The sequence below is a fragment of the Acinetobacter sp. YH12040 genome, from assembly GCF_013420005.1.
In the GTDB taxonomy this organism is placed as follows: domain Bacteria; phylum Pseudomonadota; class Gammaproteobacteria; order Pseudomonadales; family Moraxellaceae; genus Acinetobacter; species Acinetobacter amyesii.
On record NZ_VOZB01000009.1, the window covers coordinates 1 to 17,370 of the forward strand.

Genomic DNA, 17,370 nt, shown 5'->3' on the forward strand with positions numbered 1-17,370 from the left:
AGTGAAACCTCTTAGCGCTGATGGTAGTGTGGGGTTACCCATGTGAGAGTAAGTCATCGCCAGCTCATTATTCGAAAACACCCCCTGACTAGTGCAGGGGGTGTTTTTTTATGTGCGGAGAAAAGGGAAAAATAAGCAGAAAAGTAGAAGGATAAAACAGGAAAATGAGAAAATTATTGATAGATTGAGACTTGAATTATTTAAACATGGATGATTATTAGACAATAAACGCATTTAAAAATCATCAATTGAGGGAATTCTCAGCCTAAAAATGTCGGAAAACCTGAATGTAAGTCAGCTAAAACAACAGTTTAAATGCCTAATTATCGACTTAAGTGATGTTTGATGACTTATGATTTAGAAATCTACGACTTAGATCGTAGAACTGCGATTTTTTTCTATAAAATTTGAGTTTTATTCTGACAATTTTCATATCAAATAATCTATCGTCTGATTGTGATTTAGCTTCTAATAACACATTGATAATTAATCATTATTAAAACTAGACCCGCAGTCCATCGACTTTTTTATGTATAAATATTTCAAAAATATTCGAGTTTTTATGACATTTTATTCCCAAACAACATGGATATATCTGAAAGGTATGGATCTATACCTTTGTAATTTTGGACAATTTACATTGAAAAACGGCATTGTAGCGAAAAATAAAACTCACAATTGGAGGTGAGGTTCAATGTCTGCAAGCACAATGAATGTGAATAGCGTTGTCGATAACGCTAAGTTCACAAAATCGCATTTCAGCATCATGATGTGGTGTCTAATTCTTATTTTATTTGATGGTTATGACTTAGCGATCAATGGCGTTGCGCTGCCTTTATTGATGAAAGATTGGGGATTAACAGCTGTTCAGGCAGGCATGCTTGCGAGTACAGCACTTGCAGGGATGATGTTTGGTGCCATGATGTTTGGTACTTTGGCTGATAAGATTGGCCGTAAGAAAGTCATCATGATCTGTGTATTTTTATTCAGTACATTCACATTTCTAGGCGGTTTTGCATCAAATCCCACTGAATTTGGTGCTTTACGTTTTATTGCTGGACTTGGCATTGGTGGAGTATTACCGAACCTTGTGGCATTGACGTCTGAATATGCACCTAAGCATCTACGTAGTACTTTAGTGACCACTATGTTCAGTGGTTATGCAATGGGTGGCATCATGGCCGCTCTATTTGGTTCATGGTTTACTGCGGATTATGGCTGGCAAATCATGTTCTTCATTGCGGGTATTCCACTGTTACTGTTGCCATTTGCTTGGAAATTTTTACCTGAATCGCTCACATTTTTGGTGAAGGTGAATCGTCACGATGAAGCTCGTAGGATGATTCAAACCATTGCACCAGAGCAAACGGTGACTGCAAATACTCAACTTGAACTGACTGAAGTTGCTGTTCCGGGTGGAGCGTCTGTTAGAGCGTTGTATAAGCAAGGTCGTGGCATAAGTACGATGTTGTTTTGGCTATGCTTTTTTATGTGCCTATTAACTCTGTATGCATTAGGTAGTTGGTTACCAAAACTAATGATGGCCGCAGGTTATTCATTAGGTAGCAGTTTGACGTTCCTATTGGCGATGAATATTGGTGCGGTAATTGGTACGATTGGGGGAGGTATCTTAGCGGATAAGTTCCATTTAAAACCGGTGATCATTACATTATGTGTAGCAGGTGCTGTGGCATTATCTTTACTCGGCTTTAATTCTCCACAGCCTGTGATCTACCTTTTGGTTGCAGTGGCAGGTGCATCAGCAATTGGTTCTCAAATCTTACTCTATAGCTATGTTGCACAGTATTATCCGCTGTCTGTTCGTTCTACAGGTATTGGTTGGGCATCTGCTGTGGGGCGTACAGGTGCGATTGTTGGCCCGATTCTGATCGGCTATTTATTATCACAAGAATTGCCACATCAAATTAATTTTATGGCTGTGGGAATTCCAGTAGTCATCGCAGCAATTGCAGTGTTCTTTATTCGCAAAGCGCAAACGGATGAAGAAGTTGCCGCTTTAGAAAATGTGAATAAGGCTTCAGTGAAAACACAGCGTTCGTATAGCTAAATCATAGATTTAAAAAGCCCGTCATTTGATGGGCTTTTTTTATGTTGTATTCACATTTTTTATTATTAATTTAGTTTTGAAGAATTTATTAATATTATGATAAATAATGAGATTTAATATTTTAGATAGCTTTTCTAATTTAATTTCATCGTTATATATAGACTCGATCATACGTTTTTCAGTGCAAGCAGAGATCTGAAATAGGGGATGATATTCACGGCATTTAGGTAGCTGAGTTTGAGGCTTGTGGTTCATTTTGTTACTTAAATATAGTGAACTCTGTGCTCAGTCAGCGCATGATAGAAGGCATAGATTTATTCACATTTATCAATAATATCTCAAGATCATGGAAATATCGTCATGTCCAAAGCCGTACAAGATATAAAAGATTATCCGCTCTATGTTGCAGGTAAAGCATCGACTACCGATCAGTGGTTAGAAGTGGATCAAAAATATACCCAAGACGTATATGCGCGCGTTGCACTTGCAGATGCTGCAACCATTGAAAAAGCCATTGATTCAGCAGTTAAATCTAGCGCTGCAATGGCGGCATTGGAACCTTTTCAAAAACAAAAAATCTTACTGCACTGTGTTAAACGTTTTAATGAAATGCGTGCAGAATTGACTGAAATTTTAATTGCGGAAGGTGGAAAACCGCGTAAAGCCGCAGCTGCTGAAGTTGAACGTTTAATTAATACCTTTCAAATTGCTGCCGATGCTGTCACACAGATGGATGATGGTCGCATGATCCCATTGGCGGTTACCGCAGCGGCATCTGGCTATCAAGGCATGGTCAAACATGTGCCAATTGGTCCTGTATCGTTGATCAGCCCGTTTAATTTTCCGATCAATCTGACTGCGCATAAAATTGCACCTGCCATTGCCGCAGGCTGTCCATTTGTTTTGAAGCCTGCAAGTTTGACGCCTATTTCAGCTTTAAAAATTGCGGAAGTTTTGGCAGAAACGGATTTACCTAAAGGTGCTTTTTCAGTTTTACCTTGTCCACGTGAACATGCAGATGTCTTGGTAACAGATGACCGATTTAAACTGCTCAGCTTTACCGGTTCCGATGTTGTCGGCTGGGATATGAAAGCGCGTGCGGGGCGTAAAAAAGTGACTTTGGAACTCGGTGGCAACGCTGCTGTATTGGTTGAGCCTGATACTGAAATTTCAGCGGCATTTATTGAACGCTTAGTCGGTGGGGCGTATAACCATGCAGGGCAGGTGTGTATTAGCGTTCAACGCATCTTGGTGCATGCTGATATCTATGCAGAGGTGAAGAAAAAACTCGTGGCGAGAATGAAGGAGCTTAAAGCGGCTGATCCACAGTTGGAAAGCACCAAGGTCGGTCCAATGATTAAGGAAGCTGAAGCAACACGCGTGCATAAATGGGTCGATAAAGCAGTAAAAAAAGGTGCCAAAGCATTGGTTCGTGGTGAACATCAGGGTGCATTGCTCGATCCAATTTTATTAGAAAATGTCGATGAATCGCTAGAAGTGTATAAAGATGAAATCTTTGGCCCTGTAGCGATTTTAGAGAAATACAAAAACTTTGAAAAAGGTATCGCCAAAATTAATAGCAGCCGTTTTGGTTTACAGGCGGGCATCTATACGCAAAATTTGAATAAAATGTTGTATGCGTGGAATCACTTAGAGGTCGGTGGAGTGATTATTAATGACATTCCATCTTTCCGTGTTGATAACATGCCATATGGTGGCGTAAAAGATTCTGGCTTAGGCCGTGAAGGAATTCAGTCTGCCATTCGAGATATGCAAGAAGAACGCGTATTGGCGATAAAACTGTAGCAGTTTAAACTTGGGCTTGGTTCAGTATGGATCTGTTCGAAGCCCATTTTTTAATCATTTCAAAAACCTAAAGTGCATAAGAAAAAATGAAAAGAATTTTATTATTGGTCAGTTTGCTGACCGTGAATATGGCTGTCTTTGCCTTTAACGCCACTCAAATGGTGACGGATGCACGCAGTCAGATTGGGAAAACCTTATATTATGATCCTGCGTATACTGCACTGCGTTATCCGATGGGAGATGTCCCTTTAATCAAGGGTGTTTGTACCGATGTGATAATTCGTGCATTACGACAGCAAGGGATTGATTTACAACAAGCCATTCATGAAGATATGAAAGCCAATTTTAAGCAGTATCCACAAAAATGGGGCTTAAAAAGTACTGATAAAAATATTGATCATCGACGTGTTCCCAATATTCAAACTTGGATGCAACGTCAGGGCTATGTAATCAAGGATAAGCAGTATTTGGCAGGAGATATTGTCACTTGGGACTTAGGACGTGGTTTAGTGCATATCGGCGTGGTTTCAGATCGTAAAGTGAAAGCTAGCGATGTTCCGCTCATCATCCATAATATTGGAGAGGGCACACAGGAAGAAGATATTTTACATGCCTATCAAATTACCGGACATTATCGAGTGAAATAACTTTAAAAATTTAATTGGAAATAAAATATTCCTAAAAGTTATATTATTGATAACTTAAATTGTATGAAAAATAAGCTGATTAAATGAACATTTAAGCCTAAACACATTATAAAAATGGAATATTTGCCGTAGAAATTACAGAAAAACTTAAAAAAAGTGAGTATTGTTAATTCATACAAAGGGAAAGTTATTTGTGGTGTTTTTAACCAAAATGCGCATGTGATTTTTCTGTTTGCAATTTGGTATAGACGCTCACAAGGTATCTCACCAGATCAAACACCCAGAATTTTATTTTTATGGTTCTTTTTTTGCTCGCGATATAACCATAACAAGCAGCAGTTAAAGATGCCTGAGGTTTAGGTGTTCTATGTCAGATAATCGTGAAAACTGGTCGGCACGATCAGGATTTATCATTGCCGCTATTGGTTCCGCTGTAGGTTTGGGAAACATTTGGCGTTTCCCTTACGTGGCATATGAAAATGGTGGCGGTGCATTTTTAATTCCCTATTTAATTGCAATTTTTGCAGCGGGTTTGCCTTTATTATTCTTAGATTATGCAGTGGGGCATAAATTCCGAAAAGCACCGCCTACTGCATATAAAAAACTTATGAACAGTGAGGCATTAGGCTGGTGGCAAGTGATGGTGACACTCATCATCGGAATCTACTATGCCAGCGTATTGTCATGGGCCGGCAGTTATATTTTCTACTCAATTGGTCAAAAATGGGGTGAAGATACGCAAGGCTTCTTCTTTAATACCTACTTGCAAAATGCCGATGGAATTGCCTTTGGTTTTGTACCGACCTTATTTTTTGGATTGGTGATTGTTTGGGCGATTACTATGTTCATCTTATATGGTGGTGTGAAGAAGGGTGTTGAGCTTTCGAATAAAATCTTTATTCCATTGTTGGTGATTTTATTCTCGATTTTGGTGATTCAAGCGGTGCGTTTACCTGGGGCTACAGAAGGTCTAAATGCATTCTTTACACCAAACTGGGAAGCGATGACTGACTATAAAGTATGGTTAGCAGCCTTTGGTCATATCTTCTTCTCGTTATCGATTGGTTTCGGGATCATGTTGACCTATGCGTCTTACTTAAAAGCAAAAACCAACTTGACCGGTTCAGGTGTAGTCGTTGCATTAGCCAACTCATCATTTGAAATTTTAGCGGGTATTGGTATTTTTGCGGCATTGGGCTTTATGGCGCATAGTGCGGGCGTACCTGTAAATGAAGTGGTTTCAGGCGGTATTGGTCTTGCGTTTATTGCTTTCCCGAAAATCATTTCGAGCTTAGGTGCTGGCGGCGATTTATTTGGTTTCTTGTTCTTCTCGTCACTGGCTGTAGCAGGGATCACCTCAATGGTGAGTATTTTGGAAGTGCCAATTGCGTCGTTCCAAGATAAATTCGGCTGGTCACGTAAAAAAGCTGTAACGATTGTTGCGGGTGGTTCTGCCATTGTATCGACCTTAATTTTCTCAACCCACAGTGCGATTACTTTCGTTGACATCATTGACTACTTCGCCAATAACATTGGTATCGTAGCGGGTGGTTTGTTCTCGATTATCTTGGTGTCTTGGTTCCGTCGTCCATTGCTTGCGCAATTACGTAATCATGTGAATCAATATTCAAGTATCAAATTGGGCTTTGGTTGGAACTTCTTATTAACGGTTGTTACTCCGCTTTCATTATTAGTAGCTTTAGGCTTAACCATTAAAGACGTTGCATCTAAAGGCTATGGTGGTTATCCAGTTGACGTGTTATTGCCTGTAGCCGGTTTAGTCATTGCGATCTTTGTGCTTGGTGCGATTGTATTTAGTTGCATGAAAGACAAAAACCCTGAGGAGAAATAACATGAATACATCTGCATTAATCATGATGATCATTTCAATTGTTTTGCTTTGGGGCGGTTTGATCTTAGCGTCGATCCATTTAGCAAAACATCCAGATGAAGAAGATTAAGCTTCATCGTTGATAAAAAAGGAACCCGAGGGTTCCTTTTTTATGTGGTACTAAAAAGCAAATTCTATTGTAGATTAAGCTGTTTTTTGAATGAGGCAGTAGAAGAAGCCATCGCCATAACCCACTTTCGGGAACAATTGACGACCATGAATTTGTTCAACACCCCAATCCGCTTCAATTTTAATTTCTTGGGCATCGGCATGATTGGCAAAGAACTCAACCATTTGCTGTTCATTTTCAGCTTTTAAAATCGAGCATGTGATGTAAAGCAGCGTGCCGCCGACTTTAAGCTGCTTCCACATGTTTTCCAAAATTTGTTTTTGTAACACTACAGTTTTTGCAATGTCGCCCGATTGACGTAGTAAACGAATATCAGGATGACGACGCATTACACCGACAGCAGTACATGGCGCATCGAGCACGATACAATCAGCAAGTTCAGGAGCAGTATAGGTGATGGCATCGGCAGTCTGAATTTCAACATGTTTACCATCGAGATCCAAACGATCAAGGTTTTCAACCACGCGTTTCAGACGCTTTTCATCTTGATCCAGTGCAATGAGTTTCTTCGGTTGGAAAGTCTCTAAAATATGTGCGGTTTTACCACCCGGTGCAGCACAAGCATCAATCACAAATTTACCATCGAGATTTGGTAATAGTGTTGCACACAGTTGAGCATGTTCATCTTGTACCGAAAAACCACCTGCTTCAAAGCCCGGCAAACTTGGAATATGTAGGCTTTCGTCCATCACAATACCGACATTAGAGAGTTCACAGCGATGTGCATCGATGCCTTCATCTTCCAAAATATCGAGGTATTCGTCACGGCTGACTTGGCGTGTATTGACACGTAAAGTCAGTGGTGCAATTTGCTTAAGCTCATAACTAAGTTCATCAAATTGTTCGCCCCAGTCTTTTTTCAGGCGTTTGGTTAACCAACTTGGTAGATTTGTGGCTTGTTCAAGTACATCGTAGAACTGTTCTGTTTCACGTGTTGCACGGCGCAAAATTGCGTTGATTAAGCCACTTAGACTTCCCATACCCAATTGTTTTGCAGCTTCCACCGTTTCAGAAATTGCAGCATGAGCTGCGACACGGGTACACAACAATTGGTACAAACCAAGGTATAAACAGGTTTCAACCACTTGGTTATCTACCGGTTTAGACAGAAGCGGTAAAGTCAGTTGTTTCAATGCGTACCATTGACGTAAACAACCAAGCACCAATTCATGGAATAACGCACGGTCTTTATCTGACACGATATTCATTTGCTGCGCGAGGACAGATTGCAGCGATTGACCATTTTGGACAGCCAATAACGTCTTCACTACCTGAGCACGTAAATTAAGGTCTCGGGTCGAGGCGTTGGGAGATTGCTTCATTATAAAATTTGTCCAATAGTCAATTTTTGGGTTTGTAAAATTTGTACAGGGTTGAGTGGTTTAGCGCCTGGCCATTGTAAAGAGGTCAAAATAATCACGCTGCCATTGGCACAGGCAACGTGTATGCCTTTTTTATCGATAGCGATGATTTCACCTGCTTGAGCGTTCGGTGCAGACACAGCAGAAAGTTCAGAATGCCAAACACGTAAGTTGTTTTGTTCATCTAACTGAATAAATGCTACCGGCCACGGATTAAAGGCACGAATATTACGATCGATTTGTACGGCATCGATGGACCAATCAATTTTTGCTTCGGCTTTTGAAAGCTTATGTGCATAAACTGTTAATGCTTCGTCTTGGACTTCACGGCTGTCTAAATATTGCTGCAATGTTTGTTCAGTGTCTAAAACGGCAGCAATTGCAGTTGCACCTTGCTCTGCAAGTTTGTCATGCAAAGTTGCAGAGGTATCCGTTGCTTCAATCGGGCAGATGGTTTTATACATCATGTCGCCAGTATCGAGTCCGGCTGCCATTTTCATAATGGTGACACCTGTTTCAATATCACCTGTTGCGATGGCACGTTGAATCGGTGCTGCACCGCGCCAACGTGGCAGCAATGAACCATGAATATTCAGACAACCATATTTCGGGGTATCTAGCACGACTTGCGGCAAGATCAAACCATAGGCTGCAACCACCATAACATCGGCATTTAAAGCGGCTAATTCAGCTTGTGCGGCTAAACCTTCTTCAGTCGATGATTTGAAATGAAGGGGTTGGTAAACAGGAATATGGTGCTTTAAAGCCAATTGCTTTACGGCAGAAGCTGTGAGTTTTTGTCCACGTCCAGCTTTGCGGTCAGGTTGAGTGTATACCGCAACAATTTCATGTTGTGTGTTGAGCAATGCAGCTAGTGCTGTTGCGGCAAATTCTGGCGTACCGGCAAAGATGATTTTCAAAATGAATGAACCGAATCTGTGTTGAATATGTGGATTATAGCAAATGATTAATGCGTAATTTAGAACATTAGAAATTGATTTTTGCAACTTTGAAGCTGTCCAAGCTCAATGATTTCATAACCCAAAATCGCAAATTTGCAATTTTTAAATAAATTATATTTATATAAAATTTAAAAATTATTCATGAAAGTTTTGTATTGTGCAGCCATTGATGGCGGTATAGTAGATTTCAGTTAAAAGATTTTTGTCGTCAAATCACTCGTTTTTATTGATAGACCCATCTGCCCAAATCTCAGCTTAAAAAGCCATCTTTAAAAACAATGGCTTGGTGTATGATAGGTTTAAAATTCGACTGATTTTACATCATTGTCAGTATGATTTAGCCAGAGTGAATCTGTAGGATTCATTTCAAGCTCAAACTTTGTTGGAAATATAAAATGCCTGACTATCGTTCAAAAACATCGACACACGGAAGAAATATGGCGGGTGCGCGCGGCTTATGGCGCGCAACTGGTATGAAAGATGAAGACTTCGGTAAACCAATTATTGCCGTCGTGAACTCATTTACTCAATTTGTACCGGGTCACGTTCATCTTAAAGACCTTGGTCAACTCGTGGCGCGTCAAATTGAGCAAGCAGGCGGTGTAGCCAAAGAGTTCAATACTATCGCAGTCGATGACGGTATTGCGATGGGCCATGACGGGATGCTGTATTCATTACCTTCACGAGACTTAATTGCAGACTCTGTGGAATACATGGTAAGCGCGCACTGTGCCGATGCCATGGTATGTATTTCCAACTGTGACAAAATTACCCCAGGGATGTTGATGGCGGCAATGCGCTTGAACATTCCAGTGGTGTTTGTGTCTGGCGGCCCAATGGAAGCGGGTAAAGTCAAAATTCGTGGCAATGACAAAGCGATCGACTTGATTGATGCCATGATTGTAGCTGCAGATGACAACTATACCGATGAAGAAGTTGCTGAATACGAACGTTCTGCATGCCCAACTTGCGGTTCATGCTCAGGTATGTTCACCGCAAACTCAATGAACTGCTTAACAGAAGCATTGGGTCTGTCTTTACCGGGTAACGGTTCTACACTGGCAACACATGCAAACCGTAAAAAATTATTCGAACGCGCAGGCTCTTTAATTGTTGAATTGGCTAAACGTCATTATGAACAAGATGATTACAGCGTATTGCCACGTGAAATGGTGACCAAAGCCTCGTATGAAAATGCCATGACTTTAGACATCGCGATGGGTGGTTCAACCAATACCGTTCTACACTTGTTGGCTGCAGCCAATGAAGCTGGCGTTGATTTCACGATGGACGACATTGACCGTTTGTCTCGCAAAGTGCCTGTACTCTGTAAAGTTGCACCTGCGAAAAACGACGTGCATATGGAAGATGTACACCGTGCGGGCGGCATCATGTCAATTCTCGGTGAATTAGACCGTGCAGGCTTGCTCGATACTTCGGTTGGTACCGTTCATGAAGCTTCACTAAAAGATGCCTTGGATAAATGGGACATCATCCGTACTGAAAATGAAGACGTTTACCAATTCTTCCGTTCAGCGCCGGGCGGTGTACCAACGCAAACAGCATTCTCTCAAGATCGTTATTACCAACGTCTTGACGGTGACCGTGAAAATGGCGTGATCCGTAATGCTGAACATGCGTTCTCGAAAGACGGTGGCTTAGCTGTGCTTTATGGCAACATTGCGCTCGATGGTTGTATCGTAAAAACTGCGGGTGTAGATGATTCAATCTTGAAATTCAACGGTACTGCACGTGTGTTTGAAAGCCAAGATTCAGCAGTAGAGGCGATCTTGGGTAATGAAATCAAAGCCGGTGATGTGGTGGTGATTCGCTATGAAGGCCCACGTGGTGGTCCGGGTATGCAAGAAATGCTGTACCCAACCAGCTACTTAAAATCGAAAGGTCTAGGCAAAGAATGTGCATTATTGACTGACGGTCGTTTCTCGGGCGGTTCATCAGGCCTTTCAATTGGTCACGTATCTCCAGAAGCAGCAGAAGGCGGTGCAATTGGTTTGGTGGAAGATGGTGATTTAATCGAAATCGATATTCCAAACCGTACCATCAACTTAGCTGTTGATGACGCTACGATGGCGGCTCGCCGTGCAGCGCAAGAAGCCAAAGGTTGGCATCCAGTTGAAGAGCGTCCACGCAAAATTTCGAAAGCATTGAAAGCCTATGCAATGCATACTACGAGTGCGGCGAAAGGCGCAGTACGTGAAATCTAAATTTTAGATCTCCAAATAAAAAAGCACTCCACATGGGGTGCTTTTTTAATTTACATCTACATAACTTGCATTGGATACGAGGAAATGTCATCCGCAACTGTCTGAGGCAAACGGTAATTTAAAAGTGGATTTTTCTGCGATCAATTTTTGAGTTGCAACCAGTTGCCGAGTTTTGCGGATGACAAATGGTTTTGGTTACTTTTGCCAAAACAAAAGTAACATACGTGCTCCGAAAATTAGCTTTTATAGAGGTAAGACTCCGCTGTAATCAGCTTTTAAATGAAATAATGGGACAATAATTCTAAGTTATAGATTTCTTAATCTGATTAAAAATAATGTTTCTTGAAGCAACTAAATAAAATTTAATAATTAGTGGATGTCATTAAAATTCTAAAAAGACAGCCTCGAATAGTAGCTATAATTTATATGGCTTTGTGTAGGCAATCCCTTACTTTTGAAAGATCCAAAGTAACAAAAATCTTTTGTTCTCCTGATATTGCATCCCTGCCATACAGGAAAACAGCGACATCCATGTCGCTTTGTCATGTGATTGAATGGTATTGCATGCGCTAAAAATCTCTTTTGTTGAGATGTAATTTCTTTTACATGCCGAGCGCTTTCTATACAATAAATTTAAAAGAACCCGCCAAAGCTGAAGCCAAAATCAGCGATCGCCAAGGAAGAACAATGAGTAAAAATAATATCCGCGAACATTCTGCTCCTGTTTATGAAGGCATAGAGAATGCGCCTGCACGTTCCATGATGCGTGCCACGGGCTTCCAAGATGCAGACTTTAAACGCCCATTTATTGGTATTGCTTCGACTTGGGCCAATGTCACGCCGTGTAATATGCATATTGATGGCTTGGCGCGTGAAGCTGAAAGTGGGGTGAATGCTGCAGGCGGGAAAGGCATTATTTTTAATACCATCACCATTTCTGACGGCATTTCCAACGGTACAGAAGGCATGAAGTATTCATTGCTATCGCGGGAAATCATTGCCGATTCTATTGAAGCCGTAGTGGGCTGTCAGGCCTATGATGGCGTAATTGCCATAGGCGGCTGCGACAAGAACATGCCGGGCTGTATCATGGGTTTGGCGCGATTAAACCGTCCGGGCCTGTTTATTTATGGTGGCACCATCAAACCCGGAGCAGGGCATACCGACATGATTTCGGTATTTGAAGCAGTTGGTCAGCACGCCAAAGGCGAAATTAATGAAATTCAGGTCAAGCAGATTGAAGAAGTCGCGCTGCCGGGGCCGGGTTCGTGCGGTGGTATGTATACGGCCAATTCGATGGCTTCAGCGATTGAAGCACTGGGCATGAGCTTGCCAGGTTCATCGGCGCAGGAAGCAGTTTCAGCAGATAAAATTGAAGATTGCCAACGCGCAGGTGAAGCCGTGATGAACCTGCTGCGTCTCGATATTAAGCCGCGCGACATTATGACCAAAGCCGCTTTTGAAAACTCGATTAAAGTGCTGATTGCTTTAGGCGGTTCAACCAATGGCGTACTGCATTTGATTGCCATGGCGCATACCGCAGGCGTGGAACTGTCTTTGGATGATTTTGTGCGTATTGGCAAAGACATTCCTGTGGTGGCCGATGTGCGGCCATCGGGTAAATATTTAATGTCGGAACTGATCGCCATTGGCGGTATTCAGCCGCTGATGAAGCGCATGCTGGATGCCGGCATGCTCGACGGTTCTTGCCTCACCGTTACGGGCAAAACTTTGGCGGAAAACTTAGCCGATGTAGCAGACTATCCTGAAGGACAGCAAATTATTTTGCCGTTTGATGCGCCAATCAAAAAGGATTCACATTTGGTGGTACTCAAAGGAAATTTGTCGCCGACGGGTGCAGTGGCTAAAATTACCGGTAAAGAAGGGCTGTATTTTGAGGGGCCTGCGCGGGTATTTGAGGGTGAGCAGGGTGCCATGCGCGGTATTTTAGATGGCGAAGTACAAGAAGGTGAAGTGGTGGTGATCCGCGGTGTTGGGCCGAAAGGCGGACCGGGTATGCCTGAAATGCTGAAACCGACTTCAGCGATTATTGGTAAAGGTCTAGGCCAATCCGTCGCACTGTTGACCGATGGGCGTTTCTCGGGCGGCAGCCATGGTTTTGTGATTGGTCATGTGACACCAGAAGCCTATGAAGGCGGCCCAATTGGCTTGGTCAAAAACGGCGATAAAATATCAATTAACGCTGAAACCCGTGAAATGACGTGGCATGTGGCTGAGGATGAACTTGCTGCACGTCGCGCGGCCTGGGTCAAACCGAAACCGAATTATACCCATGGCGCTTTGGCTAAATTTGCCAAGCTGACCTCTGGTGCGGAGAAAGGTGCGGTGACTGACCTAAATCTAGACGTCTAATCCATTGTTAAACATTGAACATTTAGCCCTGACTTGATATAAGTTTTGCACAAGGCTTATATCTCATTTAAAACAGCTTCATAATAGAAGTTGAATTTAAGCATGTGCTGGCAGTGCTCAGCACAATTCATCATTTTGAGGCAAAAAACGCATGTCACTGTTACGCCGTTGGTTCGATCCAATCCGATCGAGTTGGTTTTATCAGAAACCGACCCGACAAGCGGTGTTACCCACGGAACAAGGTCTGAGTGTTTATCTTCGACTGGATGATGTTTATAGCTATTTGGCTGCGCAGCAACTGCCTCAATTAGAAGAAATTCTCAGTGATGAAATTAAGCCACTAAAAGTGATTATTTGTCGTCAGAGTGCTGAACCTCCAAATCAAATGTCATCGATAGAATGGCAACAATATTGTCTGAATGATGCCCAAATTTTAGCGCGGCAGCATCGTTTTAGTTTTCATGAAACACCTGAACAACCGACCGCCGAAGCTTTAGAACAAGCCGAAATTATTCTAAAAAATACGCCATTACGCGGCCAAGATTTTCTTTATTTACTTGAAGATGTGTTCCACATGCTGTGGCAAAAGCAGTATGGCAAGCTGAGAACACTGTACGCGATGGCCAGCCGTCATCATAAAGCTCAAGATTTTCCTGAACGTATCTTTACCGATACCCCGATTTTATCGGGCTATTTTGAGTTTGGTGAACGTAAGTACCATGCTGTAGATGATTTACTGCGTTTAACGCGCCGTTTAAAACAACAAAAACTTCTGACAGATAACCCGATCTTTATGATCAATCATATTGAATGGCGTGAGCACCTGATCAGTGATGCAGAAGAGTTGAATGAGATTCAGGGACTCGATCCTGAGCTTGATCTCTACATCGCGATGGAAGATCCGATTTCATGGTTACTGTTGGCTTATATTCGTGAGGAATTGGCGGACTATTATAATATTCAGCTGAATGTGTATCCATTGTCGTATCACGGTCGTGATCTGTTTGACTGGAGTTTGGCAACTCGTCTGTCTAAACGGACGGAAGTTAAGTTCACGCCATTTTGCCGACCTACAGAAGCTGCGACTTTAGCTATGTCACAGCTTTACTACAGTGCGCCTGAAGAGCAACGTGTCGATGTGATGCATCGCATTTTGGAAGCTGTATGGACCAAAGGGCGTGATTTATCTTTCAAAGCACATTTTCAGGCTTTACAGTATGAGTTAGAGATTTCTGAACTGACTACTAACGATATTGCTGAAAAATTAAAAGAAAATGATATGCACTGTGAGATGAAGTCACAGCCCGATTTTCCTGTTTTAGAATTACGTATTGCAGGTCAAAGCTATGTATTTAATAGCTTATACCGCGTTTGGATGATTGAAAGTATTTTCAGTAATGTGTTAGAAGAGAAGTATAAAAGTGAAAACACCGCTGAAAGTGAAGCCAGAGAAGATGAAGAAAGAAAAAGTTGAGTCATTAGAGCAAGCCCGCGCACAGATTGATGTGATTGATCAGGGGATTATTGAGCTCATTGCTGCACGTCAGTTTTATGTCGATCAAGCGGTGCGTTTTAAGCGTTCAGTACAGGATGTTCAATCACCAGAACGTGTCGAAGCGGTGATAAGTAAAATTCGTCTACAAGCCACAGAGCACGGTGTAAATGCAGATATTGTGGAACGTTTATACCGCGATATGATTCAGCATTTTATTCAACGTGAGTTGAAAGAGATCCGACCGTAATTTTTAGTTTTTGAGATTAGATCAAATTTATTAATGTTCTTTTTTAATATCACCAACTGAAAAGATGATGATTTGATTTACATTTTGAAATTTTATTAATTTTTTTATTTGTTATTCTACTTCTAATTACAATAATTGGATCTAGCATGACTAGCCCTACTTTTTTACATGAACTATCAGAAGAACAGCTAAAAAAACTTTCTCAAGACGATATTCAAAAGATTCACCAAGCAGAACAACTCTATTGGAATCATAAGCCGCATACCAAATATTATGCAGCTTTTAATGGTTCAAAAACAAAAAAAGGTGGGTTAGTTCGAGCATCTAATCATGCTTATAAGGTCAACGGGATCTCTTTAGCTTTGGTCGGTGATGAAGCTATATATTTAGATGGTTCGACAGCAAAAATTATCTCCGGCGCAGGATTTCTTCTAAATGTTGATGGCAGGGCCGCAGCACTTATCGGATCATTATTAGAAAATGGCGATGAAATTATTGATAGTCCGGTCACTTCCCATGTTTTACGCTTATATCATGATGCAACTATCCCTGAAGGTTTTATGAATCCAACTTTGGGAGACTCAAATAATGTCTAAAGGATTTGGCATTCATGGCTCAACAACAAGTCACGGTGGGACAGTCATGTCCACGCAGTCCCGAAGTTCACAGATGGGGAATCTCTTTCTTCGTGCGGGAGATGGTTTCGCCTGTCCAAAATGTAAAACTTGGTCTACCTTAATTAAGAGTAATGATCATGTGATTTTTGATGGAAAGGCAGTGGCTTATGTAGGTGATAAATTTACTTGTGGGGCTTCATTGATGCCAAACCAAGTACATGTTGTTGGGACTAGTGGTGGAATAAGTTCATTAAATAGCCCAATTTTTAAGCCAAGTATGTTGCAGAATAATTTAACGAATAGTTTTGTAAGTGATAAGAAAAAATATGAAAATTACTATATAGAGAGAAACCAAACTGATTATGTGAAATTTAAGACTGCGATCCCTCCATATGATGAGGATAAAAAAGGATTATTTGGAATTGTTGCACAATTAGCCTCTGGAGTATGTGATTTTATTGTTACGTATATTGTTAAAAATAAAGAACTTTTTGTAACGGTGTCATATATGCCGCCGGTGGTTAAAAATGATGCAAGTAAAATTATTCCGCGTGCGACCCTAAGACTATTTAAAGAAAAAAATAGAAAATTTGACTTGTTAAAAACTCAAGAGTTAAAAATTGCTAATGGTATTTGGAATACTGAAAAAGGAAAAGAGCCAGTTGGATCTTGTAATATCAACTTACCTGAACCTGATATATCACTCTTAAAAGTTGAATTAGATTTGGGATATATACTGAAGTTTGATGGTGGAACAGTTACACCAATTCCTAGTTTTAAAACTCATACCTTTACCTTAAACTCCGCAGCGAGAGAAGTTTGATGAAGCATTTTTTTATTTTCTTAACCTTATTTTTTATATTTGGTAGTACTGCTTGCTCGTCTGAGAAAATTAGTTTGAATCAGCATGAAGTTAAAGAAGCTCAAAAAAAAGAATCAATTTCAACGCTGTCTAAAGAAGATACAGCTATAATAAATGATTATAAAAATACTATTAATAAACTTAATCTGAGAGATAAAGAAAACGCAGATAAAGTAATGAAAGATAGTTTGTCTGAAATAAAAAAGATCACGAATGATCAAGAACGACAAAAGATTGAAATGCAAATCTACTTAGCAACAGGCATGTATGAAGAGGCTTATAATCTTAATCATAAAATGTTAAAGGACTCTTTCAGTCAGGAACTTTTAGTGACTCAGTGTGAGTTAAGCTATTATGCTAAAAGATCGAAAGATGAATATGAAAAATGTTATTCCGATTTAGCATTGATTTTAAAAGAAGAATTAAGGAAAGTATCAAAAAATGACCCTCAGTATATTTATGGTGAGTGGGGCTATTTGCTATCAATGTATAAATCTGGGAACGTTGAATATAAAAATAAAATAAAAAAATTTATTGATTCGATTCAAGATGAAACGGTGAAATATCAATTCGAAAGTTCTTATGAATTAGCTGAAGAGCAAATGAGTAGTTATGACAGTAATTAAAGTAAATTGTAATTACTTTTTTATTGAATCCAACTACCTTGTCTATAGTTGATTTTAAGC

Annotated in this window: 14 protein-coding genes; 12 read left to right on the plus strand and 2 right to left on the minus strand. The window is 40.8% G+C overall.

Going from position 1 to position 17,370, the window contains the following annotated elements:
• Positions 1–694 precede the first annotated feature (694 nt).
• From FTT99_RS11140 to FTT99_RS11160, 5 genes are all read left to right on the plus strand, one after another.
• The gene (locus FTT99_RS11140) at positions 695–2,068 is read left to right on the plus strand and encodes an MFS transporter (protein WP_180107717.1); all 1,374 of its coding nucleotides are present in this window, start codon (positions 695–697) and stop codon (positions 2,066–2,068) included.
• Positions 2,069–2,428: 360 nt separating this feature from the next.
• A complete protein-coding gene (locus FTT99_RS11145) occupies positions 2,429–3,874 on the plus strand; it encodes an aldehyde dehydrogenase family protein (protein ID WP_180131373.1) in 1,446 nt (481 codons plus the stop codon).
• Between the two features lie 128 nt (positions 3,875–4,002).
• Positions 4,003–4,521 carry a DUF1287 domain-containing protein gene (locus FTT99_RS11150; protein ID WP_373684588.1) on the plus strand — a complete coding sequence of 173 codons (519 nt, stop codon included), beginning with the start codon at positions 4,003–4,005 and terminating at the stop codon, positions 4,519–4,521.
• A gap of 367 nt (positions 4,522–4,888) precedes the next feature.
• Positions 4,889–6,373, plus strand: coding sequence for a sodium-dependent transporter (locus tag FTT99_RS11155; RefSeq protein ID WP_180131367.1), 1,485 nt, complete (start codon positions 4,889–4,891; stop codon positions 6,371–6,373).
• Between the two features lies 1 nt (position 6,374).
• Positions 6,375–6,482, plus strand: a complete 108-nt coding sequence (locus FTT99_RS11160; protein ID WP_078191653.1) for a methionine/alanine import family NSS transporter small subunit — start codon at positions 6,375–6,377, stop codon at positions 6,480–6,482.
• 74 nt (positions 6,483–6,556) lie between these two features.
• Here FTT99_RS11160 and rsmB read toward each other — a convergent pair whose 3' ends face one another.
• Both rsmB and fmt read right to left on the minus strand, forming a co-directional pair.
• On the minus strand, positions 6,557–7,864 hold the full coding sequence (gene rsmB, locus FTT99_RS11165; protein ID WP_180131364.1) for a 16S rRNA (cytosine(967)-C(5))-methyltransferase RsmB: 1,308 nt from the start codon (positions 7,862–7,864) through the stop codon (positions 6,557–6,559).
• On the minus strand, positions 7,864–8,823 hold the full coding sequence (fmt, locus tag FTT99_RS11170; protein WP_180122069.1) for a methionyl-tRNA formyltransferase: 960 nt from the start codon (positions 8,821–8,823) through the stop codon (positions 7,864–7,866). The genes rsmB and fmt overlap by 1 nt, the downstream gene beginning before the upstream one ends.
• 437 nt (positions 8,824–9,260) lie before the next feature.
• Here fmt and ilvD (FTT99_RS11175) point away from each other — a divergent pair, with 437 nt between their 5' ends.
• From ilvD (FTT99_RS11175) to FTT99_RS11205, 7 genes are all read left to right on the plus strand, one after another.
• A complete protein-coding gene (gene ilvD / locus FTT99_RS11175; protein ID WP_180107271.1) occupies positions 9,261–11,090 on the plus strand; it encodes a dihydroxy-acid dehydratase in 1,830 nt (609 codons plus the stop codon).
• Positions 11,091–11,777: 687 nt separating this feature from the next.
• Positions 11,778–13,463: a dihydroxy-acid dehydratase gene (gene ilvD, locus FTT99_RS11180; RefSeq protein WP_180131361.1), complete on the plus strand. Its 1,686-nt coding sequence runs from the start codon at positions 11,778–11,780 to the stop codon at positions 13,461–13,463.
• A gap of 151 nt (positions 13,464–13,614) precedes the next feature.
• Positions 13,615–14,937, plus strand: a complete 1,323-nt coding sequence (locus tag FTT99_RS11185; RefSeq protein ID WP_180131358.1) for a hypothetical protein — start codon at positions 13,615–13,617, stop codon at positions 14,935–14,937.
• Positions 14,918–15,205 (plus strand): chorismate mutase, encoded by a 288-nt coding sequence (locus FTT99_RS11190; protein WP_078191648.1) that lies wholly within the window; start codon positions 14,918–14,920, stop codon positions 15,203–15,205. Before FTT99_RS11185 ends, FTT99_RS11190 begins: the two co-directional genes overlap by 20 nt.
• Before the next feature lie 146 nt (positions 15,206–15,351).
• Positions 15,352–15,801, plus strand: a complete 450-nt coding sequence (locus tag FTT99_RS11195; RefSeq protein ID WP_180107709.1) for a PAAR domain-containing protein — start codon at positions 15,352–15,354, stop codon at positions 15,799–15,801.
• On the plus strand, positions 15,794–16,645 hold the full coding sequence (locus FTT99_RS11200) for a PAAR domain-containing protein (RefSeq protein WP_180107708.1): 852 nt from the start codon (positions 15,794–15,796) through the stop codon (positions 16,643–16,645). Before FTT99_RS11195 ends, FTT99_RS11200 begins: the two co-directional genes overlap by 8 nt.
• On the plus strand, positions 16,645–17,310 hold the full coding sequence (locus FTT99_RS11205; RefSeq protein WP_180116234.1) for a hypothetical protein: 666 nt from the start codon (positions 16,645–16,647) through the stop codon (positions 17,308–17,310). Before FTT99_RS11200 ends, FTT99_RS11205 begins: the two co-directional genes overlap by 1 nt.
• Positions 17,311–17,370 lie beyond the last annotated feature (60 nt).

Coding starts and splice junctions, on each gene's coding strand:
- FTT99_RS11140 (WP_180107717.1), top strand. CDS start 695: ATGTCTGCAAGCACAATGAATGTGAATAGCGTTGTCGATAACGCTAAG.
- FTT99_RS11145 (WP_180131373.1), top strand. CDS start 2,429: ATGTCCAAAGCCGTACAAGATATAAAAGATTATCCGCTCTATGTTGCA.
- FTT99_RS11150 (WP_373684588.1), top strand. CDS start 4,003: ATGGCTGTCTTTGCCTTTAACGCCACTCAAATGGTGACGGATGCACGC.
- FTT99_RS11155 (WP_180131367.1), top strand. CDS start 4,889: ATGTCAGATAATCGTGAAAACTGGTCGGCACGATCAGGATTTATCATT.
- FTT99_RS11160 (WP_078191653.1), top strand. CDS start 6,375: ATGAATACATCTGCATTAATCATGATGATCATTTCAATTGTTTTGCTT.
- rsmB (WP_180131364.1), bottom strand. CDS start 7,864: ATGAAGCAATCTCCCAACGCCTCGACCCGAGACCTTAATTTACGTGCT.
- ilvD (WP_180107271.1), top strand. CDS start 9,261: ATGCCTGACTATCGTTCAAAAACATCGACACACGGAAGAAATATGGCG.
- ilvD (WP_180131361.1), top strand. CDS start 11,778: ATGAGTAAAAATAATATCCGCGAACATTCTGCTCCTGTTTATGAAGGC.
- FTT99_RS11185 (WP_180131358.1), top strand. CDS start 13,615: ATGTCACTGTTACGCCGTTGGTTCGATCCAATCCGATCGAGTTGGTTT.
- FTT99_RS11190 (WP_078191648.1), top strand. CDS start 14,918: ATGAAGAAAGAAAAAGTTGAGTCATTAGAGCAAGCCCGCGCACAGATT.
- FTT99_RS11195 (WP_180107709.1), top strand. CDS start 15,352: ATGACTAGCCCTACTTTTTTACATGAACTATCAGAAGAACAGCTAAAA.
- FTT99_RS11200 (WP_180107708.1), top strand. CDS start 15,794: ATGTCTAAAGGATTTGGCATTCATGGCTCAACAACAAGTCACGGTGGG.
- FTT99_RS11205 (WP_180116234.1), top strand. CDS start 16,645: ATGAAGCATTTTTTTATTTTCTTAACCTTATTTTTTATATTTGGTAGT.